Origin of the sequence: Methylobacterium dankookense, from assembly GCF_902141855.1 — a bacterium.
Taxonomy (GTDB): Bacteria; Pseudomonadota; Alphaproteobacteria; order Rhizobiales; family Beijerinckiaceae; genus Methylobacterium; species Methylobacterium dankookense.
In genome coordinates this window covers 1-21,731 of sequence record NZ_CABFVH010000023.1, presented here as the reverse complement: position 1 = coordinate 21,731, position 21,731 = coordinate 1, and the positions used below count along the sequence as shown (strand labels likewise).

The 21,731-nt window shown below is 67.3% G+C and carries 17 protein-coding genes and 1 pseudogene; 3 read left to right on the top strand and 15 right to left on the bottom strand.

What is annotated here, in order from left to right:
* Positions 1-49: 49 nt before the first annotated feature.
* The 8 genes from MTDSW087_RS17105 to MTDSW087_RS17070 all read right to left on the bottom strand — a co-directional run bounded on the left by MTDSW087_RS17105 (position 50) and on the right by MTDSW087_RS17070 (position 10,930).
* The gene (locus MTDSW087_RS17105) at positions 50-388 is read right to left on the bottom strand and encodes a ubiquitination-like system serine protease family protein (RefSeq protein WP_144765905.1); all 339 of its coding nucleotides are present in this window, start codon (positions 386-388) and stop codon (positions 50-52) included.
* Positions 388-1,782, bottom strand: coding sequence for a ThiF family adenylyltransferase (locus MTDSW087_RS17100; protein WP_003596986.1), 1,395 nt, complete (start codon positions 1,780-1,782; stop codon positions 388-390). The genes MTDSW087_RS17105 and MTDSW087_RS17100 overlap by 1 nt, the downstream gene beginning before the upstream one ends.
* 1 nt (position 1,783) lies before the next feature.
* Entirely contained in the window at positions 1,784-2,497 is a 714-nt protein-coding gene (locus tag MTDSW087_RS17095) for a multiubiquitin domain-containing protein (RefSeq protein ID WP_003596987.1), read from the bottom strand.
* Positions 2,498-2,641: 144 nt separating this feature from the next.
* The gene (locus tag MTDSW087_RS17090) at positions 2,642-6,073 is read right to left on the bottom strand and encodes an ATP-dependent helicase (protein ID WP_144765903.1); all 3,432 of its coding nucleotides are present in this window, start codon (positions 6,071-6,073) and stop codon (positions 2,642-2,644) included.
* Positions 6,060-6,692 carry a hypothetical protein gene (locus MTDSW087_RS17085; protein ID WP_012455887.1) on the bottom strand — a complete coding sequence of 211 codons (633 nt, stop codon included), beginning with the start codon at positions 6,690-6,692 and terminating at the stop codon, positions 6,060-6,062. Before MTDSW087_RS17085 ends, MTDSW087_RS17090 begins: the two co-directional genes overlap by 14 nt.
* On the bottom strand, positions 6,689-7,381 hold the full coding sequence (locus MTDSW087_RS17080; RefSeq protein WP_238178692.1) for an RNA polymerase sigma factor: 693 nt from the start codon (positions 7,379-7,381) through the stop codon (positions 6,689-6,691). Before MTDSW087_RS17080 ends, MTDSW087_RS17085 begins: the two co-directional genes overlap by 4 nt.
* Positions 7,382-7,865: 484 nt before the next feature.
* The gene (locus MTDSW087_RS17075; RefSeq protein WP_003596991.1) at positions 7,866-8,342 is read right to left on the bottom strand and encodes a hypothetical protein; all 477 of its coding nucleotides are present in this window, start codon (positions 8,340-8,342) and stop codon (positions 7,866-7,868) included.
* Positions 8,343-9,232: 890 nt separating this feature from the next.
* Entirely contained in the window at positions 9,233-10,930 is a 1,698-nt protein-coding gene (locus MTDSW087_RS17070; RefSeq protein WP_144765898.1) for a hypothetical protein, read from the bottom strand.
* Positions 10,931-11,467: 537 nt separating this feature from the next.
* Here MTDSW087_RS17070 and MTDSW087_RS17065 point away from each other — a divergent pair.
* The gene (locus tag MTDSW087_RS17065) at positions 11,468-11,719 is read left to right on the top strand and encodes a hypothetical protein (RefSeq protein WP_144765896.1); all 252 of its coding nucleotides are present in this window, start codon (positions 11,468-11,470) and stop codon (positions 11,717-11,719) included.
* Here the strand turns inward: MTDSW087_RS17065 and MTDSW087_RS17060 are convergent, their stop codons facing one another.
* From MTDSW087_RS17060 to MTDSW087_RS17045, 3 genes are all read right to left on the bottom strand, one after another.
* On the bottom strand, positions 11,720-12,415 hold the full coding sequence (locus MTDSW087_RS17060; RefSeq protein WP_144765894.1) for a VIT1/CCC1 transporter family protein: 696 nt from the start codon (positions 12,413-12,415) through the stop codon (positions 11,720-11,722). It lies immediately after the preceding gene.
* Between the two features lie 5 nt (positions 12,416-12,420).
* Positions 12,421-12,966: a cytochrome b gene (locus MTDSW087_RS17055; RefSeq protein WP_144765892.1), complete on the bottom strand. Its 546-nt coding sequence runs from the start codon at positions 12,964-12,966 to the stop codon at positions 12,421-12,423.
* Between the two features lie 367 nt (positions 12,967-13,333).
* Complete coding sequence (locus tag MTDSW087_RS17045) at positions 13,334-14,191, bottom strand: Dps family protein (RefSeq protein ID WP_144765888.1); 858 nt, start codon at positions 14,189-14,191, stop codon at positions 13,334-13,336.
* 262 nt (positions 14,192-14,453) lie between these two features.
* Between MTDSW087_RS17045 and MTDSW087_RS17040 the strand changes: the two genes are divergently transcribed.
* A complete protein-coding gene (locus MTDSW087_RS17040) occupies positions 14,454-14,681 on the top strand; it encodes a hypothetical protein (RefSeq protein WP_144765886.1) in 228 nt (75 codons plus the stop codon).
* Positions 14,682-14,739: 58 nt separating this feature from the next.
* Here the strand turns inward: MTDSW087_RS17040 and MTDSW087_RS17035 are convergent.
* From MTDSW087_RS17035 to MTDSW087_RS17025, 3 genes and pseudogenes are all read right to left on the bottom strand, one after another.
* Positions 14,740-14,868: pseudogene (locus tag MTDSW087_RS17035) on the bottom strand (glutaredoxin); the annotation flags it as partial.
* 321 nt (positions 14,869-15,189) lie between these two features.
* Positions 15,190-16,002 carry a hypothetical protein gene (locus MTDSW087_RS17030; protein WP_238178690.1) on the bottom strand — a complete coding sequence of 271 codons (813 nt, stop codon included), beginning with the start codon at positions 16,000-16,002 and terminating at the stop codon, positions 15,190-15,192.
* Positions 16,003-16,416: 414 nt separating this feature from the next.
* On the bottom strand, positions 16,417-17,871 hold the full coding sequence (locus tag MTDSW087_RS17025; RefSeq protein ID WP_144765882.1) for a tyrosine-type recombinase/integrase: 1,455 nt from the start codon (positions 17,869-17,871) through the stop codon (positions 16,417-16,419).
* A 569-nt stretch (positions 17,872-18,440) separates the two neighbouring features.
* On the opposite strand from MTDSW087_RS17025, the gene MTDSW087_RS17020 reads away from it, so the two are divergent.
* The gene (locus MTDSW087_RS17020; RefSeq protein WP_144765880.1) at positions 18,441-19,112 is read left to right on the top strand and encodes a hypothetical protein; all 672 of its coding nucleotides are present in this window, start codon (positions 18,441-18,443) and stop codon (positions 19,110-19,112) included.
* Between the two features lie 1,165 nt (positions 19,113-20,277).
* On the opposite strand, the gene MTDSW087_RS17010 is transcribed toward MTDSW087_RS17020, so the two are convergent.
* The coding region (locus MTDSW087_RS17010) for an AAA family ATPase (protein ID WP_210248296.1) at positions 20,278-21,731 on the bottom strand (1,454 nt) is incomplete at its 5' end.

Below are 21,731 nucleotides of genomic sequence, written 5' to 3'. Positions count from 1 at the left end.
GCGACAGGTTCGGCGTCGGCGGAACCGGCGCCGCGGCGGGCGAAGGTGGTCAGCACCAGTCGGTCCGGCCCTTCCTCAGCCAGAAGTGACTCTGGCATCCCACTTGACGCCAGACGCTCGGCGTCAGCGACGCCGTCCCGTCCCAGTGTCGGCGGATGCGCCAGCCCGGCCGGTCGCCGGGAACGAGCGAGAGCTTGATCGTCTCGCCGCAGCCGCACGGGCACCCGAAGGCCGCGAACCACTGATGGCCATTCTCACCCACGACGTAGACCGTGCAAGGCGCGGGCGTATCGGGCTCCTCGTCGACGAAATCCACGGTGTGACGCCCGAGGCGGCGGGCGACCCAGGACAGGGACGCCCGGAGCAGCGTAACGGGAAGTCCCGCCATCACGCCGCCCTCATGAGCATGTCGAGATGCGGTCGGTTCAGGAACGGCCTCATGTCGCCTCGACCGAGGTATCGCGCGAGTGCGTCGTCCGTGCCCTCCTCCGGCGCGAACTGCCAGAACCCGGCCGTCAGGCTTAGGGTCTGGACGGCGAAATCGCCGTTCGGGTCGAGCCTCGACGGATGCAGCCTCAGCAGCAACTCGACCACCGCGAGGCTGGAGAACAGGCCGTTCACCGCACCCACGGCCGGCCGCTCCTGCGGCACGCCGCGGATGTAGCCGCGCGCGAGGCGGTCCTCGTAGGCCGCGGGGTCCTGCCTCCTCAGGCTTTCGGCCTCAAGCATCCCGTCCGTGTAGAGACCGCGCCCCCGGAGGCTGGAGCGCCCCGGCTGCAGGTAGTGGACCGACCCGCAGATCTGGTCGATGCCACCCTCGCCATCGGCGTCGAGCATCACCCCGATGTCCAGGTAGGCCAGGACGTAGAACGTCGCGAGGCGATTCAGCAGGTCGCGGCCCTCGACCCCGTCCATGCACCCGAACACGACGTCGCAGGTCGAAACGGCCCTGAGCGCGTCCGGTCGGGACAGGTCGCAGGGAAAGGCTTCCACCCTCGCACCGAGCCCGAGGCGTTCGACGAAGGCCGCCAGAACCTCCACCTTCGGCCGACCCACGTCGGCGAGCGTCGTGTTGACGATGCGGTTGAGGTTCTTGTCCTCGACCAGGTCGGGGTCGACCAGCACGATCTCGCCGACGCCGAGGCGGGCGATCTGGTCGACGACCGGACCGCCGGTCCCGGAGCACCCCACGACCCCGACGCGGAGGTGCCGCATCGCCTCGAACGTCGCGCGTCCGAAGGCTTGGGCGTGCCGCCGCGCGAACTCGGGAACGGCCTGGGCAGCGTGAACGGGGGGCCGGTGGAAGCGGAGGTCATCGCCGACGACGCCGACGTGGTCGAGCGGCGCGTGCGTGCCGTCCTCGCCATGGGCCCGGGCGATCATCGTCCCGTCCGGGACCATCACCGCGCTGAGGTGCGGCTGGCCGTCGTCGACCCAGGCATGGACCCCGCCGAACAGGTCGGCATCCGCGGCGTCGTCCACCTCGCTGAAGCGCAGGTCGCCGCCCGGATGGCTGTGGACCTTGGCCACGGCCATGCCGCGCTTCGCCGCCTCCGCGAGCAGGGGCTCCAGGTAGGCGGTCGGCCAAGTCACGCGCCTGTCGGTGCGCTCGCAGGCATGGTGCGGGATCGGGACGATCCGGTTCACGACGAATTTCGTCCGTCCGGGCGAGGCGGCGCGCCCGCAGAGCATCAGGGCGACCGCCTCGCGGCCGTCGCCGGGGAAGAGGTGGGCGCAAAGCGCGGCGTGTTGCGCGCCGGTCAGGGCGAGGGTGGTGCGCATGTCAGGCGGCCCCCACTTCCTTGGCGAGGCAATGCTCAACCAGCGCGAGGTGCGTGCCGATGTCGTCGACGTCCGGGCGCCAGGGGTTCTCGCCGGTGCGGTGACGCGACCAACCCTGCCAGTGCTTGCCCTCGAAGGTGTCCCCGACCAGGGCGCGGATCGGAACCCCGTCGGCCCGGGCGAGCGGGGGGTGGAAGTAGAACATGTCGATCTGGGTCGAGGGATACCCCGGCAGCAGGCGCAGCATCAGGTCCGCCTTGGCCGGGGCGTACCCGGTGCGGACGGGATAGTCGCGGACGACGACGCGGGTGGCGCCCGCCTCCTGGATCGCCTCCCAGCGGTGGCCGGCCGCGTCGAGCGTCTCCTCGTCGCCTTCGGGAAGCGCGAAATCCCGGCGGCGGGGGAGCGGCTGCTCCCCCTCCGTCTGGTCGAGCGGCAGGGTGACGAAGCGCTCCTCGCCGCTGTCGCTCACGTGCACGACCTCGTCGAGGCCGATGCGCTTCAACTGGGCGCCGACCTTCTGGAAAATCTTCCAGCGGTCCGGGTGCGCCTTGCCCGCGATAACGAGCAGGTCTCGGCCGGTGAGGTCCGGCAGCGGGTTCTCGTAGCTCTTCTTGTCGATGCGGAAGCCGTAGACCTTGACCGCGCGGACGCCGTCCTCGTCCGTGCGGGGGGCGTCGTCGTCGTGGTGGCCGTGGTTCTCGTTGGTGTTCATCCCGTTGCCTTTCGATCATCCCGGGAAGCCATCCTTCCCGGCCCGTCGAGGGGTTGATCGAAAGGGGCCGGCCAAGCCGGAAACGGCCGGGCCAAGTTTTTTTCGGCCGCGGGCCGAGCAGTCTGTTAGGGGCTCCGGGCCTCGCTACCGGCCCCACGCCAGGGGTCGCCGCACCACCGCCGAGCCGCCGGGAAGGCCGGGGCAGGCGAAGTGATGCGGGCAGCGCGGGCAGCGGGATCCCACGCTCGGGGCGAACAGTCCCGCCCCGATGCCGGACATGTGAGCGACGACGGCGGCACGAAGCTCGTCCCGCTTCTTCGGCGGGATCTCCACCGGTTGCCGGCTGCCGCCGGTGAGATGCACCGCCTCGACCACGACGGGTTCGCCGAACGTCACCTCCGCCGCGGCATCCAGAACGATGTACTCGATCTCCTTCAGCAGCGACGACGGTGCCTTCCTCGTCGCGACGCGGCGCACGACGAGGCGTCCGTCCGCGTTGCGGACCACGTCGTGCGCCCTGGAAAGGACGCTTCCTCCCGCAACGGCCAGGCTCAAGGCCTCGGGAGGCAGCCTGCCTTCCTCGTCACGCAGGCCGAGGAGGAACCGCAGCATCTCGTCCGCGATGGTCCTGTAAGCCTCGGCGTGCCCGTGGTCGACCGGGCCGTGCTCGGTCCAGGCCGCGGCGAAGGCCTCGTCGAAGCCCTCCGGCTCGGCGTGTCCGGCGTCGAAGTTGCGGTCGAGCCAACGGACCGTCTCCGCCACGGCGTTGTGCATCCGCATGTACGGCGTCTCGTCGCGGCGTCCGCCCAGGCCGAGCAGGTAGGTGTAGAGGAAGCGCAGCCCGCATTTCCCGTAGGAATCGAGGTGCTGGTGGTCGAGCGCGAACGGCGTCTCCCATGTGATGGGAACGGCGGCCGGGCCGGATGGCGGCGGAGGCGACGGGAGCCGGACGAGTGCGGGCGGCCGGCCCAGCGTGGCGGCGATCCGGGCGTTGTAGTCGGACGGGTTCCGCTTCTTGGTCCCGCCGGCCATCATGGTGGACCGGTAGAGGCGCAGGTCGTCTCGCGCGCGGGAGAGCAGGACGAAGAAGAGGCAGGCCTCCTGCTCTTCGTGGCCCGTCAGGCAGGCCTGCGGGCCGGTGAGGCCGTCGCTGCCCTCGATCAGCGCGTCCGGCGGCGGGCACGGCGGCGGCTTGGCCGTTCGCGGCAGGCCCGTCTTGATCATGCCGGGCGCATGGACGAGCCGGAACTCCAAGCCCTTGCAGGCGTGGATCGTCATGATGCGCACCGCGTCCAGTTCGAGGGCGGCGTCCGGGACGTGCCTGAGCGATTTCTCCTCGCCGAGGACGACCAGCCTCTTGATCCGGCGGAGCGCCTCGAAGGTCGGGAACTGACCCTCGACCGGCAAGGACCGCAGGAAGTTCAGGAATTGCCAGATCGCAATGCCCGCCATCCGTTCGGGCAGGGTACCTGAGGCCGCGATCCTCCGGCCGATGCCGAGCCGGTCCAGCACCAGCGCGCTCGCGATGCGCCACGGAGGCGTCCGATCCGCGAAGCCCCCGCAGACCTCTCGCAGGCGCCGCAGCGACGCCGTCGCCGGGGGGGCGAGGCCGGGGATGGCGTCGGCGGCGGCGAGCCAGTCCAGGGGCGGCCCCGAAGCGTCCCTCAGGTGAGCGGCGACCGCCGCGACGTCGCCGAGCTCCATCTCGAACCCCGGCATCGTGGCGACGCGGACGAGCGTTGCGGCGCGGGGATCGTGGAAGAGTGCGAGCAGGCAGAGCAGCTCCTTGACCTCCGGCCGTTCGAACAGCGGCCCGAGGTAGAGGACCGGCACGTCCCGGGCGATCAGGCCGGCGGCGAACTCCGCGAGGCGGTCGTTGGTTGTGCACAGGACCGCCTGTTCGCGGTAGTCCACCCCCGCAGCCTTCGCCTGCGCCGCGGAGGCGGCCACCAGCGCGACCTCGTCGTCGGGGGTGCCGGCGTCGTGCAGCACCGGTTTGAGGCCGGACGCCCCCCTGTCGGGGGCGAGGCCGAGCTCGCCGAGCGGGCGGAAGGCGTCGACGCTCGCGGCGAAGCTCGTGAAGGTGTCGATGATCTCCTTGCGCGACCGGTAGTTGACGTCGAGCGCCCCGAGGGTCGCCCTGGGATAGTGCGCCCGGAACGCGGCCATGCTGGCCGAGGTGGCGCCCCGGAACCGGTAGATCGATTGGCGGGCGTCGCCGACGACCCACAGCCGCTCGCCCTCGTCGGCCGCCAGCGCCCGGATCAAGCGCACGGTGGCGAGGTTGACGTCCTGATACTCGTCGACGAGCAGGTGGCGATGGCGGAGCGACAGCGCCTTGGCCACGTCGGGATGCTCGGCCGCAAGTCGCACGGGCCTCATGACGAGGTCACCGAAATCGAGGGCATCGGCCTCCGAGAGCAGCCTCTCGTAAGCCTCGTAGACGATGGCTTCCTCATGCGCCCGCGCTGCCCTCAGGCGCGTCGCGTCGTCCGTGGCGGCACGCTGCATCGCATCGGCCAATTCACGGTAGCGCACGTGGTCGACGAGTTCGTCCTTGGCGCGGGAAATAGCCGAGAGGATGTTCGAGAGATCCTGCACCGGGTCCCAGAGGTCCCGGTAGTGCGCCAGCGGCAGGCTCGGCAGAACCCCCTCCAGCATCGTGATGGCCGTGGGCTTGTCGACGAGCTTCGGGCTCGCGCTTCGTCCGAGGCGTTCGTGGAAGCGTCGGATCACGTCCAGCCCGAACGCGTGGAAGGTGCCCGTCCAGACCGAGGCGGCCGCCTCGGGCCGCGACAGGGCGAGCCGATCCATCAGCTCGGTCGCCGCCTTGTTCGAGAAGGTCAGGACGAGGATTCCGTTCGGGTCGATCCCCTCGTCGACGAGGCTCTCGATCCTTCTGACCAACGTGCGGGTCTTGCCCGTCCCGGGCCCCGCCTGGAGCAGGTAGGGGCCGCCACGATGGGCGACCGCCGCATCCTGGCTCGGATCCGGCCGCATCGTGGCCGCGGGGGCGGGGGCGGCGTCCGGCACGACGGGAAGCAGTAGCGCGTCCAGCAGTTGCTGGGTCACCACGTCCGGGCAGATGCCGAGCCGCCCGGCGATGTCGGCGACGCTCATCCCGTCTTGGTGATGGCGCCGCGCGACGGCTCGCGGCAGCACCAGTTCGCGCGCGAACAGGTCGGCCTGGACCTCGCGGCGCTCCCCACGCCCGTAGTCGGCCAGCCGCTCGACGGCGCTGCCGCTCTCGGAGGATCGGCTCGGGTCGGTATGCGTGGTGACGACGGGAGCGGTCCCGCCGTGCATCACCACGTGCCCGAGCTCATGTCCGAGCAGGAGCGCATCGCCTCCGGGGGTACCCGTCTCGCCGTATAGGATGCCCTTCGACTTCGGGTCGAGCCGTGCCCGGCCTCCGTTCAGGGAGACGTCGCCCGCGTGGACGGGCTGGTGCCAGAGGCCGTGGCCCTCGATGGCCCGCACTGCAAGGTCGAACGGCTGCCAGGGATCGGCTCCCTCGGCGACCATCTCGGCATGGATGCGGGCGGCCTGCTTCCGCCCCGCCTCAATCGGATCCACGTTCGGCCTCTGCCATCGCGAGCAGACGCCGCCGTTGATCCGCCGTCAGGCCCGAGCTCGCCACCGCCTCTTCGAAAGTCTGCTTCACGCCGACCTCCGGCTTGCCGTCGGCCTTGGCCATCGTTCCGGCCGGCATGGATGCGGGGCGCTCCAACAGGGCGATGACCGTGTCGACGCCATGCCCGACCTCGTCCGCGATGTCCCTGGCCAGCGCCTTGGGGAAGGACGCGGCCTCGATCAGGCCGTCCCGGACCTTGATCAGGAAGGCGGGTGTCACTCCGAGCCGGGCCGCGAGCCGTGGGAATGACGGGCCGGCGAAGCCCGCGAAGACGTCCGGCGAAGGCTCGACCACCGCGCCGGCCCGGGACTTCGCCGGGGGGCTGGCGATGCCTGCCTGGAAGCGAGCCCATGCCGACGACACGGTGCGCGCCGTCGCGGCGTCAGCCGCGGGGACCGGCCGCGAGGGTTCCAGCACCAACTCGACCGCAAGGTCGGTGAGCTCGCGGCGGAGGTCTGGGTACTCCTTCGTAAAGGCCTCCAACCGCTTCGGGGTGGGTTCGCCTTCCGCCGCGAAGGTCAGGAGGATTTCCTGCGCGCGGTGCGAGGGGCTGGTCGTCATCGTCTCTCTCCGAGTTCCCGACGCAGCGTCTCGTACGCATTCCTAAGGCGATAACGTACCGCCCGGTCCGAGACGCCGCAAAGCTTCGCTATGGTCTCCGTGTCCCCTCCCTCGATGCGGTGGCCTTCGAGGAAGAGGGCTACGGCTTCCCGCTGAAGGGGTGGCAGACGGTCGATCGCGCGAAGCAGCTCGTTCCGGAAATGTTCTTTTTCCTGTTCGGACCCGTCGGCGGCGAATGCCTGGCTGATACGTTTCGTCAGGGCCGGGACGGCATCACCTTCACCGTCGCCCATGTCTTCGATGTGGTCGGTCCCCTCCGCCTGGCTTTCGGAACGCCGCAGCACGCCGATGCGCAAGGCGGTCATGGCGCGGGCGAACCGCACCTCGAAGAAATCCAGCTTGATGCCCGGAGACTGCCTGTCCTCGACGAGTAGATCGACGAGGCGGTTGACGACCTCGGTCCGCAACTCCTCCGCGTCGTAGCGGCGGCTGGTCCGGATCGAGCCCTTCAGGGAGCGCTCGACCCTCTCGATCAACACCTCGAACAGTCTCTGGAAACGGGTGTCCGTGTTGTCGTGGCGTGTCGAACGCAGCAGATGGACCAAGCATTCGCTCTCGACGTAGCCGGGCGCCTTGGGGTCCTCCGCCCGTGCCTCACGCACCATCCTATCCAGGTCGAGGGTGGCCAATCGGTCGAGGGCGGCTTCTATCGAAGGGGGGCGCACATACCGCTCTCCCTTCTTGGTTCGTCGGTTGAGCGGGGGAGCCATCGCGAAGTCGGGATCAAGCCATGGAAACGGGGATCGCCCGGCTCACGTGGCCACTTAGAGTGGCCGAAATTCGGCAGCGCCGACACGGTTGTGCAATGGCTTGGGGATCTTGCGCGCCGCCATGAACTCAATCGCCTTGGGATGTCGAGGAGCGGCATACCCGCTCCGGCGGGGACCGCGGGTTCGAGACGGCGGGCCTCGCATCGTCGGCACAAGACTCAGCCGATAATGGGCGCTCAAGGTGTCGCGGGCCGGCTCGGCGGAGTAGTCGCTTCCCCCATCCACATCAGGCTCATCCGAGGCGCGGGGGCACGGCGGCAACTCTCTTCCCCGAGCGCGACCGTGAGGCGTCCGCCTCATGCACGGGAGGGCGCAAACCGGCGCCCTCCCGACACGCGGTATCCTACCGTCGCGGACTTGGCTCACGCGGACCGCCGAGGGTGTGGACCCAAGGCCTTTCGGGTGGGCGCCGCGCCTTGGAGCCGACCAGCCTTTTGCGCTCCGACGGCGGCGGCAGGACCTTGACCGACGGCGGCCCGAAGAAGGCGAGTTGGACAGCCAGGGACGTGCCCATGGCGAGCTCCTGGTCGACCGCCGCCAGACGGAAGGTCCGCCCCGCCACCATCGCTTCGATCTGGCGCAGGTCGACGGGGTCGACCACTGCGGCGACCTCGAAACGGCCGCCGGAATCCTCGCCATCCAGGAACTCGATCCACTCGTCGGACCGGTAGGCGAGGCCGACGACCATCAGGTCGGCCCCGGCAATCTTCGTCGGCGGATACAAGGGTTCGGGCACCCCCGGGCCGACGGCCGACGCGCCCGCGTCACCGGGCGTCTCCCGCGCTTCGCGTGCGGGATCTCGATCATGCTTCGTGTTCAATGACAGCTCCGCGCTGGCGACGCACAGCCGGTCGATGCCTGACGGCTGGCGTCGTTCGAGCCGGAGCGGAACGGGGACTCTTGCCAAGGGCGGTGGGAGATGCGAATCCACTGCCCATGCGCCGAAGCGCCCGTTGCCGCCCTCGGCGGTTCGGGGTTGCTGACCGGGGTGCCTTTGGCCTCGTGAGGGCGCACCCCGGTCGATGGATCGCAAGGAGGCGTGTGTGGGCGGCTACCCGCACACGCCTACCTGCGCGACGGCGGTTCCGGCACGGTCATTCCCTTACTCCTGGTCGGCTCGGGCCGACGCGGCCCGGGCAGCGCCTTGTACCGCGAGCACGGCCCTGGGAGTCAAGTCCGACCACCGCCTATTACTGCAAGATCGGCCTGCGATCTGGCATGATCGCGAGATGATGCTCGATTGAAGCAGGATATCGGAGGGGCGCCGAAGCATTCCAAGGATTGAATAGCCTATTCTTTTGGATTTGATCTTGAAATATGAAAAAGTTCAATCCAAACAGTTACTTATACAGAATTCCCAATCAATGAGGCGACGGAAGGAGCAACGACGCAATCCTTGCCCCTGCTCCGGCAATCCTTCGCTGGCGGGTGGAGGAAACCGCGGGCAGGCTTGGCACCGCCGCGCCGACCTCAAGGGCGTTCCGCGTGTCGGAAGCGGAGCGGCCCATGGTGCGCGATGTGGGTTGCGTCGGCCGCCGGTCCCATCCGGCCCAAATAACGAGGCGGCCAGGGCGATGGTGGCACATATCCGTCTCCGAAGCGGCCGGTGCCGCGCGAAGGCGTTATGTCCGGGTGGATGCCGGGCCCGCGAATAGCCCTGCGGACCATCGGCCGGGGGCATGCCTTCCCCGAGCGAGGATATTTTTTAGGCTATCGGGCAGCTTGGGGTGAAACCCGTGCTTCCCGACTGTCCGTCGCGGCGGCCGTCCCGGGTTGAACCGGGCGTTTCACCGCCGTCGGCCGGAGCACGAGCCCCGGGCGACGACGGTGGCCGAGGCGCGACACCGCGTGGCCCGGCCCGCTGACGCGGGCATGGCCATCGGCCCCGGAGACAAGCTCTGGGTGCGGTCGGCGGACGCCAATGGCCGCCGATTTGATTTCCCGATGGACCGCCTGCCACGTCCCCGCCTGTCGCAGCCGTGCTTGCACGGCTGCGTTGGGCATGTCCGAATCCTTCCATAGGCTCGGCAACGCCTCAGGGCATGGGAATGGCAGGAGGTCCTTCTCCACCCCACCCTTGGGCAGGGAGCCGTTCAGGCGCGCGGCGCGTGTGCGCGCGCGCCAATCCACCTCGGCCAGGCCGCGCCGCCCGATGTCGGCGGCCGCCGCGCAGGCGTCCGGGAGGGCGAAGACCACGTTGCCGATGGTCGTCGAGTAAGCCGCCCACACGGTCACTAGCGATGCCTCGCGCAGGCCCAGCCTGCGCGCCAGCATCGCCTTCAGCCGCGTCCGGTCCCACGAGTTGAGCCGGTGGTTGGTCGCCTTCGACCGCCCGCCGGATCGGAGCTTGCCGAGGCCTTCCTCCATCGACACAAAGCCGACGCCGTGCATCTCGCATAGGCCCACGGCCAGGCCCGCGACCTTCGCCAGCGTCTCGGTGACGAGCTCCGGCGAAGCGCCACGCGGTAGGTCGAGCCGGACAAGGCGATGGTCGAGGACGTGGGTGGCGGGCAGGCTGCGCAGGTTGCCGCGGTTCTCGACGACGGTGAGGCCGATCCAGCCCGGGTTGAGATCGATGCCGAGGCAACGGCCGGGGAGCGCCGTAATGGCCGGACCCCATTCGGGGTGGACGGGACGCTCGACGTCCGCCCAGCGGAACGGCGGCGGCTTCCATCCCTCGCCGCGCGGGCGGCCGCGTGGCTTGTGTCCCTTGGCGGCGAGGCGCGCGTCATCGTCCTGCTGGAGCGTGACGCCGGCCGGCAGACGGCGCAGGTCGGCGGGATCGAAGATCACCGACAGCCTGTCGCGGCCGAGCCGGAACTCGACGTTGATCTCGCCCGCTGCCGTCAACGCGGCGACGGCGCGAAGGAGTTCGCCGCGCTTGCCGCGCATCTCGGGCAGAGCCAGGACGACCGCGTGGCCGTAGACCCGCAGCGTGCAGGTGCGCGCGTCCTCGGACAGGCGGAAGTGCCGATTGCCGAGTTCCCCCTTGTCGCCGATGGAGACAAGCGGCCGGAGGCGCAACGAGCGCCAGTCGCCGGCGGTTATCAGGCCCTTGCGCCGCCGCTCCAAGTTCTGTCGTCCGCCGAAGACAAGCTTTCCGTCAGGGCGTTGTGCGCGGAGCTTGATGCCCTCGCGTGTGGCGCAGTGCAGGAGCCAGGCGTCGACGGAGCCGGAGTCGCGTGCGGAGGCGGCGTACCGGACTTTGATGAGGTCGCGCAGCTCCTCCTCGGTTCGTCCGGGCGCGTTGGTGTAGGCGGAGCGCACGGCGGCCGACTGGACGCGACGGAGGGCCACGAGGATCTCGTGGCCGGCGTCGTGGACGTCGTAGGGGAGAGAGATGGCCTGCACGGGAGGAACGTTCCCGTTCCGTACCAGCCTGTCAAGCGGGTTCGGTTCGGCGTCCACCGCCGTGTCACCCTATCCTTCCCGTTTCCAACTCGGACTGCACGGACCGTGCCATCACCCCATTCTGCCCGATGACCATTTTTTCCGCCTGATGTTTGCCGGACACCGTTCCAGTGATGGCCGACGCAAAGTCACGCTTTCGGGTACCAAAGCTCCGCAGCGGAGAAATCTAGAGTGAATGAGGGCAACCATCACAATGGCGGCCCTCAGCCTTTGCAACCGACGCAGATCACTCCTTCCGCGGCTCAGCCCGATCACCTCGGGGTCAACTTCAAGCCAACGCCGCGCTAATTTTGTATTAGGATCACCTCGTGCGGGCCGATCACCGTTCCGGCTTGCCCAGGGCAATGCAATCACTTCTCCGGCATAGGCATCGAAGTGCTTGCCGCCACTCGCTACTGTCGGAGCTGGTATTTGATGAAATAAATTTTAGTCGATATCATCCACATCTTCAGTTGCTTCGTACAGCTTGACTACGGCATTGCATCGTCGGCGCAGACATGGGACGTGTGCCTGCCGCTTTTCGAGGAGACGGCGATGGCGGGACGTTTGCGCTGGCCCTTGTTGGTTCAACTCGCGGTCGTGCCTGCAGCCTTCGCCCAGCAACCCACGGCGTCACCCGACGCGCCGGCATCCTTCGTCGAACCGACGGACGCGGCCCACCGGCACTGTTCCGGCTCGTGCCTGAAGACCGGCGCCCTGCAGTGGTTCTGCCGGCCCGACCAGACGTGCTCCATCGATTGCGCAACCGCGCCGCCGAAGATGCACTGCCACGATCCGCAGCGGTAGTCAGACGGCCTTGCCGACCAGGCTCCCGATTCCCGCCGTGACGGCCATGGCGAGTACGCCCCAGAAGGTCACTCGCGCCGTCGCCCGGGCGATGGGGGCGCCGCCCGCCTTGGCGCCGAGTGCCCCAAGCACCGCCAGGAATACCAGCGAGGCCCCCGACACCGTATAGACCGCGATGTTGCCGGGCGAGAGCGCCGCCGTCGCCAGGGGTAAGGCCGCGCCGGCCGAGAAGGTCGCCGCCGAGGTCAGCGCCGCCTGGACCGGCCGAGCCGTCGTGACCTCGGAGATGCCGAGCTCGTCCCGGGCATGGGCGCCGAGCGCATCCTTGGCCATCAGTTGTTCCGCGACCTGCAAGGCGAGCGCATGGTCGAGGCCCCGGTCGACGTAGATCCGCGCGAGTTCCTCCCGCTCGGCGGCTGGGTCGTCGACGAGCTCGCGCTGCTCGCGGGCGAGGTCGGCCTGCTCGGTGTCAGCCTGGGAACTCACCGAGACATACTCGCCGGCCGCCATCGACATCGCGCCTGCCACGAGGCCCGCGCTGCCGGCGACGAGGATTTCACCCGTGTTGGCGGCCGAGGCTGCCACACCCACGATCAGGCTCGCGGTGGAGACGAGGCCGTCATTTGCGCCGAGGACGGCGGCTCGCAGCCAGCCGATGCGGTCGATCAGGTGCCGCTCCTGGTGGACGGGTCGCATGGGCGTCAGGATCTCCGGGGCAGCATGCGACGCAGGACGGCGTCGTGCCAGAGGTAGTGGTGCACGAGGGCAGCGACCGCGTGGAACAGGGCGAGCGCCATCAGCAGGTTGGCGGCGAGCCCGTGCCAGTGGGTGAGCGAGCGCCGCCATTCCGGATCTCCGAGTTGCGGCAGGCTGACCGGACCGAGGGAGACGCCCCGCACGAAGGCGTTGGCGATGCCGAGGCCGACGATGACCAGCAGCAGGACATACAGCGCGGCGTGGGTCGCCTTGGCGAGGCGATGCAAGGGCCCGGGATCTTCCACCGGCAGGTCGCGCCCCCCGGCCCGTCGCCAAACCAGGAAGGCCAGTACCAAGCCGGTGAGGACGAAGCCCAGATCGAAATGCGCCGACCAGATGCCGGAGCGCAGGGCCCCCTTCGGGACGAGGTCTTCGAGGAAGGTCCCGACCAGCCAAAGGCCGACTACGAGCAAGGCGGTCAGCCAATGCAGCGCGATGGTGCCGCCGTCGTATCTCGCCGTCGGCCGTGTCGTATCGTCGGGTGCATTCATGGTCGAGATCCTGCCTACGCCGGTGATGCTGCCAGGGGATGACGGTCGCCGACTGCCGGACGCACCGGGGCGATGGCTCGCCGGCCCTTGGCGCTGATGAACCAGAGCCCCTCGAGGTCCCGGCTCGAAAGCCGCGGGCGGATCAACCCGCGTTCCCTCAGGGACCGGACCGTGCGCATCTCCCAGGGCTTGGGCGAGACGAGCGGTCCCTCCCGGTCGAGCCGGAGCAACATGGCTCGCTGGCCGGGCGTGAGGGGAGGCTGAGGCGTCGTTCGATCCCAAGGGCGCATCTCTAGTTTGGAATTAATATAAACTGATCGCGGGTCAAGGGGAAACCCCGCGCCTGACGGCGCGGGGTTGGCTGTCGTCAGGGCTTGGCGGGTGTTTGGGCCGGAGGCTGCTGGCCCTGCAGGTCGACCGGCTTGTTGTCGTTGAGGTCCCAGCCGGTGTTCGGGTCGGTGTGCGTCCGCTGGAGCTGCGCCCGCATCTGCCACTGGTACTTGGCGATCCCGTGCTCGACCTCCTGCAGCAGGTTCGACGTGGTGGGGTCGACGTCCTCGGTCGTCTTGATGGCCGCGTGCACTTCCTCGCCGACGCGCTTGTAGGCGTTGGTGAACCACACGAGGATCTGCGCATCGTCGAGGAAGCCGCCGGGAATCTCCGGCACGCCGGAAGTCTTCACGATGGTGTTCGCGCGCCCGTCGGCCGAGACGCCGACAGCGAGGAGGCGCTCGGCGATGGTGTCGGCGTACTTCGACAGGCCCTCGTAGTGCTCCTGCAGCAGGAGGTGCAGCGGGTAGTACAGGGTGCCCGACGCGTTCCAGTGCGCCTGCTTGGTCTGCAACTGGAGTTGCTGCAACTCGGTCAGGGTCTGCTGAAGGGCGGCGACGTCCTTCTTCATGCCCTCCTCGCCGGCGCCGAGATCGATGACCGGCTGGCGGCTGACCTCGTTCGTTGGGAATGCCCCGAGGGGCTGGCGGCTTGTCACCTGGGTCTGCGAGGACTGGCGAACGCCCTCGGTCTTGTTACCAGGGCCCTGTGAACCCGCGGGCTGGGTCGCGGTGGTTTCCTGGGCGACCTGCATGCGCGCCAGGATCTGTGCGGCGGAGGGGGCGACCGCCTTGGCGGGGGTTGAGGCCGGGGCGGCCTCGCGTGCCAGGGCTGGTGTGAGCACGGTCGAGGCCAGGAGGAGCGTAGCCGCGAGGGCGTGGATCGGACGGGTCATAGGGAACCTTGGGAACGCTGCATTGGGGATGTCCCGCACGCCTTCGGGCGGCCGGGAAGCCCTAGCTGGGACGAACACGGCCTCCCCCTCGTTCCGGTATGAACCCGAATTTAGGCACCGGGGACTCCTGCCCCGCTTGTCCCCTGGCGAGGTCTCGGCCATGTCACGGAACCGTTTTCGGATCGGTTTCCGGAGGCCGTTCATTGCTTGGCCTCATCGTCGGGCGCGCTGACGGGCGGCCTCGCCCGAGGGGAGCAAACCGTTGACGTCCACGCGGCGCTTCGAGGTGCGGTTGGCGACCCGCGACGGACGTCGGGTCCTAATGGCGCAGGCGGAGCGCGAGGTCGCGCTGATGGCCGAGTCGGTGATGAGGCGTTACGGCGACGACATCCTCGACGTGGGCTTTTCGGTCGCGGCCCCCGACCCGGCGGCGAGCCGGCGGATCGCCCTCTACCTCTCGATGCTGGTCAACGAACTCGACCCGGCTTGAGGTCTACGCCCCGGTTCTCGCGCGGGGCGGGTGGTTCCCCGGGCGGTGCGCATGACACTCAACGGTGCATCGCCAGCATCCGGAAGGTCATAACGACCATCATCACGTTCTCGGTGAGCGGGACGAAGCCGAGCGGGACCTTGGTCGACCCGCCCACGCAGGCGCACTTGTCGAGTTGGACCGCCTTTGAACACCGAGACTGAGTCTAAGCGGGCGCTGCGAGCGAGCCCCGCGGGGGTGCGGTTTCGCGACTTCGAGGCCGGCTATGAGGTTGCGCTGACCCGATACCCTGCGCGCGTGGCATCCGAGCGTCGGCCTTGACGCCCATCGCGCCTACTTGGTTGTCCCGTTCGAATGCCACTTTGGGCGGGGCGCAGCGGGCTCCCGACGCACCGTGGCCGGCTCGCGCCCCTACCGGAACCGGATCGGGCAGGGGCGGAGCGTTTCTTGAGACCGGATCGGCGGGTCAGGTGCCGATGCACGGTCGCGTACCGGGAAGCGACACCGGCTATCGACGTCCAGCGGCGGATGCGCTGCCCGCCGGCCAGGATGCCGCCGGCAGTTCCGGGACGGCGTCGCGACAGGGCCGGGCAATCCTCCGCATGCCCCGATCCCGCCTATTGGAGGCGGTCGGCGATGCCGGCGTACCCAGTGCCCGTTCGATGTCGTCCAGCCGATCCGCCAGATCGGACAGGCGTCCGGCCAGGGCTCGGTCAGTCGGATGGGATGCCGGAGACATCAGGTCGGCCATCGTCGCGAGTTCGACGGCGGCGGCCTCGGGATCCGCAGCGGCGACCTCAAAGGTCGCCGCCAGCAGGATCCCAATGCGTAGGGTCTCAAGCGTCGGAAGCCCGCGGTCCATGGCGGCCTTCACGGATCGACCGGGCAAAGGCACCCGGACCGGCAGCGTCCTTGCGGCGGCTTCGGTGCCGCGTCCCTGCAGGCAATGTTTGGCCGATGCGGCAGGCCCATGGGGCCGCCCCGCCCCGAACGTCAGGAGCCACGGGCGACGCGCGCAGCGGTCGGATGCATCCCGACGCTTCGAGCCGGCACCAAGCTCCCCGCCGGCAGCGTGACCGGCGGACCGCCTGGCGCGCTTGGCTTGCAGGGGGTCCCCACCGGAGACCACGGCCACGTCGAGGTGGGTCCAGACGCCGCCCTCATGCAGGAAGCCGAGCGGGGCGACGAAGGCGACGTCGGCTTGGCCGCCGGCCGCCGCCCGCGCGAGCATCGCGGACATGTCCGCCCGGGATGCCGCCGCGTCCTCCATTGATGGACCGCTGGTCGGCCGCCCGATCCCCTGTCCGTCGATGACGGTCATGAGCCGTCCTACGCACGCAAGCCCGCAGCTGGCCAACAGCGCGGCGTAAAGAGCGGAACCATCGTCAGAAAAGAACCCCACGACCATTGCCACCTCCGTCAGTGCACGCTCGAACCTCTTTCTCGGCGATGCTTATTTATACCATGGGTATAATATCTGCGACAAGGTAGTTGTGGCGCTGAGGCGACCCGAAGCCGTCATGAAGGTTACCGCAAACCTCTAGGATGCAGACAAATGACCTTGGGTCACGTCGCATGGCTCGCGCAGCCCAGGCGCTTGCTCCCGGGACGAGGCCATCACGCGAGGGCGACGCCGGTGGGCGAGGCGAGACCGGCTGCCCGAAACGGTTCCTGGCGGGAGGGAAACGGAGCAAGCCGGTCGCGCGGACGGCTGCCCGCCCGTCGTAACCGCGCCCTACCTGGAATGCGCCCGCGGCCTGAGTGTCATCTCATCGCGGATCGGGCTGCCGTCCAGTGGGGGCAACTTGAGCTTTGCGATGGCTCGGCGCGCCGCGCGCATGTGCGGCCCCTCGCTGTATACGTCCAGGGTGATGCTGCTGCGCTTGTGCCCGACGATTGCGGAAATCATCTCGCCCGGCACCCCGGCCTGCTCCATGCGGCTGCTGAACCAGCGCCGGAAGGAGTGGAAGTTCACCAGGGACCGCCGCTTGCCGGCCACCACCTCGTCGACCCCGACGCTTCGGCGGTATTCCGTGAACCGGTTCGAGGCCTTGAAGCTGCGCTCGCGCATCGAGTCGGCCTTCTTGACGGGGGGCCATTCCGGAAAAAGGTCGTCCTCGGGTCGCTTGCCGGCCGTTCGCCGGGCGACGAGTTCCACCAGGTCGGGATGGATCGGTACGTAGCGGGCCGACGCCTCCTGCTTCTGAGGCTTGAACAGGAAGCAATTGTACGCCGTGTCGCGGACCTTCAGGTCGACGATGGCGTCGAGCCGCGCCCCTGTCAGCGCCCCGATCAGCATCAGGTCTCGCAGCTTCGGCGGGGCGGGCCCGAGCAGCAGGTCCGCGAGTTCACTGTCCTTGAAGGGCCTCTCCTTCTGGTCGTGCTTCTCCTTCGGGCCCTTGAGGCGGACGTTGGCGAACACGTTGCCCGACACGGCCGCCGTCCTCGGCACCATCCACTGCCAGTAGCCGGAGAGCCGGCCGATGTACTTGTTGAGCGTCACGTGGTGGAGGCCGGTCATCTCGACCAGCGCGTCGGCGAAGGCGTGCGCGCGCCTCACGTCGATCTCCTGAAGCGTGGCCGGGATGCGCTCGCGCTTGCACCATTCCTGCAGGAGGCGCAGCGCGCGGGCGTCGTCCGCCCGGGTCCGGTCCTTGACGAAGAGCTGCTTGCGGTAGTCCTCGTGCATCAGGTCGACGGGAGTCGCCCGCCCGTGCGAGATCGCCGAGAAGAGCATGGCCTTCTCGGTCTGCTCGGGAAGCGCCTCCTCGATCTCGTTCGGGCCTTCCTCGGGATCTTCGACCCTGACCCAACGCGCGTCCTTCCAGCGGATCTCCGCATGGCGCTCGTAGACCGCCTCCTGAAACTCCTGCCAATCCTCGGCACTGCCCTTCCGCTTGAGTTCCTCCGCGATCTTCGAGAACTCAACGGCGATCTTCATGTCGTCCACGCCGGGGCGCCCCACCGCCTCCATGGCCTCCGCGATCCGCCGCTTGAAGCGCTCCACGTGCTTCCTCTTGAGCACGTTCGCCTCCCTGAGGCTGTCCGTGCCGAGATTGTGCACGAGCTTCGTGGCCCCGAGGGCGCGCCGCACCGCTACCGGAACCGAGACCGTGACCCGCCACGTGCCGCCGTGCAATTCCAGGTAAGCCTTCTTCGGGTCGGGCGTGCGGGCCAAGACGTACTCCATGCGGAGCCCAGCGCGGCGACGCTTCACTCCTGCCAAGCGGGATGCCGGGCACCTCAGACAGTCAATCGTCGGTCCGCTGCAATGCCGATGATGCGGCGAGTGCCTTGATCCAACGCTAACGCGTCGTGCTGCCGCCACCCGGTTCCGCCCCGGTCCCCAAACCGCTCGCCGTGCTATTTGTGGATGGTCAATTATACCGCAGATAAAAAAAGATGGCCACCGCCCGATGCGCATCTCGGACCGATTCGCGTCGGCGAGAGCGAGCTCATGTCACTTCATGCCCACCGAGTGACAGGGCCGATGACAGGACCGGACCCGTCATTCCGGTGCTTTGCCCCCTTTTCGGCAGGACGCATCACGCGCCGAGGGGCGCCTCGTGCACCGGGATATGGATTGGATTTTCTCCGGGAGCCTCGCGACCGTGCCGATGCGGGTATGCGTAGCGCCCACGGGGCCCGAGACCGGTTACGCGCTCTCAACCACGCCATCGTTTTTGCGGCGCGGGTAGCCTGGGCGTTCACGACTGCGAGTCTTGTTCCGTGCACCCTGTTCGCAACTTGGGGGAATACATGGACCAGCGGCTCCTCGCACAGCTAACCGGAATGGCCAACAAGCACGCTCAGGCATTGAACGCCTTACCCGTTCGGGAACGCATGGAATACATGCGCTCGCTCGTCGGGTCGGCTGACTGTGCCTGGGCCGTGTTCCCGGACGGGGAGGGATCGGGCGTCCCGCACGTGATCCTCGTCAAGGGGAAGCGCGTGGGTCGGCGTATGGAGAAGTCCGGCCGGCTCAAGGGGAAGGTGACCGCGGTTCCATGCATCGACCGCTTCATGGCGGAGGCGTTGAACGATGCCTACGGCGACGGATCCACCACCTTGCCAGGAACTGCGCAACCCTCTCCTGAAGTCGCGGCCTTGCTGCGTGCGAACACGACCGAGATGCGCCGCCTTGTCGATGAGGCGAACCGAAACGGCGATCTCGTGAGGGACGGAAAGGTGACCGTGGAAGACCTTTTCCTCCGGGCCGACGTGGTGCACGCGGTCTGGTCGGACCCATCCTCTCCCGGTGGGGTCGGCAAGATGCTGGCCAAGGGCGAAGGCCGGCTCATGCTCATCAGCCAGGGCACCAAAGGCGTTCCCACCAGAGCTGTGGCCCTCCGGTTCCTCGATCGCATGCAGGCCGAGCAAGCTTGGCTCAGCTACGGCGACGGCCGCGGGGCGATGAGCCAGGCATCCTGAACCGGCCGTCGCGTTTGGCCTCACCCGTAGCGGGCGAGCGGCTCGTCATTGCGACCCGGGGCCACACGGGCCTTCGGCGCATGGGCTTGCGGTTCTCGCCGGGGACAAGGAGGCGGCGTGCCTTGCACGCGCCCGGGATCGAGGACGGTCGGCAGGCTTCGCGGTCTGCCACCCTCCTCAGGCGGACGAACCCTAAACACGAACACGGCGATGCGTGGTTCCGGGGACGGGTCTCTCGAAGGGTCGCCGTGCCGGCATCCGAGCCGGATGGAACCACGACGGACCGGGTCGAGCATGACCGCGGGATCTGGCGGCGAAGGCCGCTGATCCACATCCGAGACGGGGAACCTCTGGGGGTGGTAAGATGAGGCCCAAGGGTCCATAAATCCCACGGCCCTCCCAAGCCATCTCCCGACAAGTCACGGAGGGGAAAGAGCATTTTTCCAGTTCAATGGCTTAGCTCCGACCGGGGTAACAGTCCCCTCAGCTCCACCAACTTCCTTAATGCGCCAAGTTTCTCAACAGGTGCAAGGAGTTAGTGGTCGTCCAGACATACCTGCGTACCCCACGAAATACCCCAACTGCGTACCGCAGATTTTTCGTGGATGAGTGCGTTGTCGCATTCGAGCAGCATCGGCGCAGCAGTAACTGACCGCACCTTCGCCTCACTGCCTTCTTCCATTCGGAGTATGCCTCTGCGCGCCGCCTCAGGCGCCCGTGTGGGTAAGATGGCACAGCTTCGAGCTGAGGACATCATCGAACAGGACGGCATCCCAGCCATCCGCATCACCGCCGATGCCGGCTCGGTGAAGACGCTCAGCTCGGAGCGGACGATCCCCATCCACCCCGGGGTGATCGAGGCAGGCTTCTTGGACTTCGTCCGAGGCAAGACTGGGCCGCTGTTTTACGATTCGTCCAGGCGCAAGGCTGACGCCACGAAGCCCTCACACAGGATCGTAGCGAAGAACGTTGCGGCTTGGGTGCAGGGGCTTGGGCTAGAGATTGATCGCACTCATCGGCAGGACCCGTCACATGCCTGGAGACGGTGCCTCCAGACGCTCGCCCAAGCAGCCCGTGTCAACGACAGCGCGGCAGATGTCGTCGGAGGGCATGGGCCGACCCGCTTCAGTACAGGTCAGCAGCTGGGCGCAGGCCCATCAGGCACTTATGTGTTTCCAGCATCCAGAGCATCCCTTATCGGGATGGCTACTTGATCCTTTGCGCTTGTGTTGGCGACATGATTTGCCCAGGCAGCGCAAAGAGCCTGCCACAGTATCTCTGTACCTACAATCAAACGGTCTGCCGCATCCTTCGGCCAATCGTGATGATCGGATAATGACATACTGCGGTTCAGGGCATCGATAGTCTCAGCTGGACTGCGCCCGATTCTCTGAGAAATCTCAGGCCAGTCTTTCTGTTGCAGAGTTTCAAAGACAACACGTTCAGGAGCATCGTCACCGGGAAGCAGGTGACATCCGGTAGCTTTTGCTTGATCGCCATCTAGAAATACGACCGAAGGTCTTGGAAAACGTTGTTGACTTGCCATCATGCCCAAGGCCATGCCAACGGATGCAGTCCCATAAGGAATTATCTTCACTCGTGCGAGCAAGTCTCGCTCCACCGACACGAGCAATTCACTCACAACAGCCGCAGCTCGGATGTCCTCAACATACACGTCGCATTCTGGATGCTGCTCTTCATCCATCCTTGTCATTGCAAATTCTGGACTGACACCTGTAACAGCTGTCTTTCCTCCCGCGCCTTCCATCAAATAAATGCGCCCCTCTGGAGGCAACTCACTGAGGACATAGGGAGAATGCGTTGTCAGAATGATCTGTAGTTCTTTCTCTCGTGCAATGCGCGCAAGATCATGAATCAAACGTCGTTGCGCTCTAGGATGAAGAGAAGTTTCTACTTCGTCAATCAACACAAGGCCATAACTGGGATAATCCGCTGCAAGTAGCTCTGCGGCTGCAATCTCTCCAGCTCCCTGATGAAAGCCTGAGTATCTAGCTTGTCCATGTTCGACAACTGGAATTGCACGTCTACTGTCTATGTTGGTTAGAGAGATTCCAGCTTTCGCGTATCTCTTTCCCATGATTTGTGAGAAGCGATCCAGGCGCGCCGCATCAAACGGCGTATGTTCGCCTTCCATTACGCCAGCCTTGAGCAGTTTGACGTAGCCTACTCGTGCGCCGACCGGCTGTATCCGGCTCAGGTCTACATACTCGATTCTACGCTCAGGGCGCTCCGGGTTACCTCGCCACCTGTCCGAAGGTTTACGTACCGTCCGCGTCGATGATCGTGGCCCCTCTCGATACGAAAAGCGGACGGTCGCACCCTCCACCTTCTCGAAAGGGGTATCAGGGAAGAAATCTGAGGCGTAGCGTTCGATTGAGTTTCCTGGCGCACGGTACACAGCCGCGGCCGCTTGCAAAACTGTGCTTTTTCCTGATCCGTTTTCGCCTACTATAGCAACTATAGGGAATTGGAAGTCGATACGTTGCCCCGTCCAACTGTCCGCCGTCAGCACTCCTGAGACAGATTGAGGGTCTTCACGAACGGAGGATGGCTGGTTCATCGTAGCCCCCAGGAGCGAAGATGAAACAGACGTCCGGG

What these genes read in the sequence shown, in the direction of transcription:
- MTDSW087_RS17030 (WP_238178690.1), bottom strand. Translation starts at nt 16,002, where the DNA reads ATGACCGTCATCGACGGACAGGGGATCGGGCGGCCGACCAGCGGTCCA.
- MTDSW087_RS17100 (WP_003596986.1), bottom strand. Translation starts at nt 1,782, where the DNA reads ATGCGCACCACCCTCGCCCTGACCGGCGCGCAACACGCCGCGCTTTGC.
- MTDSW087_RS17065 (WP_144765896.1), top strand. Translation starts at nt 11,468, where the DNA reads ATGGCGGGACGTTTGCGCTGGCCCTTGTTGGTTCAACTCGCGGTCGTG.
- MTDSW087_RS17095 (WP_003596987.1), bottom strand. Translation starts at nt 2,497, where the DNA reads ATGAACACCAACGAGAACCACGGCCACCACGACGACGACGCCCCCCGC.
- MTDSW087_RS17025 (WP_144765882.1), bottom strand. Translation starts at nt 17,871, where the DNA reads ATGGAGTACGTCTTGGCCCGCACGCCCGACCCGAAGAAGGCTTACCTG.
- MTDSW087_RS17060 (WP_144765894.1), bottom strand. Translation starts at nt 12,415, where the DNA reads ATGCGACCCGTCCACCAGGAGCGGCACCTGATCGACCGCATCGGCTGG.
- MTDSW087_RS17045 (WP_144765888.1), bottom strand. Translation starts at nt 14,191, where the DNA reads ATGACCCGTCCGATCCACGCCCTCGCGGCTACGCTCCTCCTGGCCTCG.
- MTDSW087_RS17055 (WP_144765892.1), bottom strand. Translation starts at nt 12,966, where the DNA reads ATGAATGCACCCGACGATACGACACGGCCGACGGCGAGATACGACGGC.
- MTDSW087_RS17085 (WP_012455887.1), bottom strand. Translation starts at nt 6,692, where the DNA reads ATGACGACCAGCCCCTCGCACCGCGCGCAGGAAATCCTCCTGACCTTC.
- MTDSW087_RS17020 (WP_144765880.1), top strand. Translation starts at nt 18,441, where the DNA reads ATGGACCAGCGGCTCCTCGCACAGCTAACCGGAATGGCCAACAAGCAC.
- MTDSW087_RS17105 (WP_144765905.1), bottom strand. Translation starts at nt 388, where the DNA reads ATGGCGGGACTTCCCGTTACGCTGCTCCGGGCGTCCCTGTCCTGGGTC.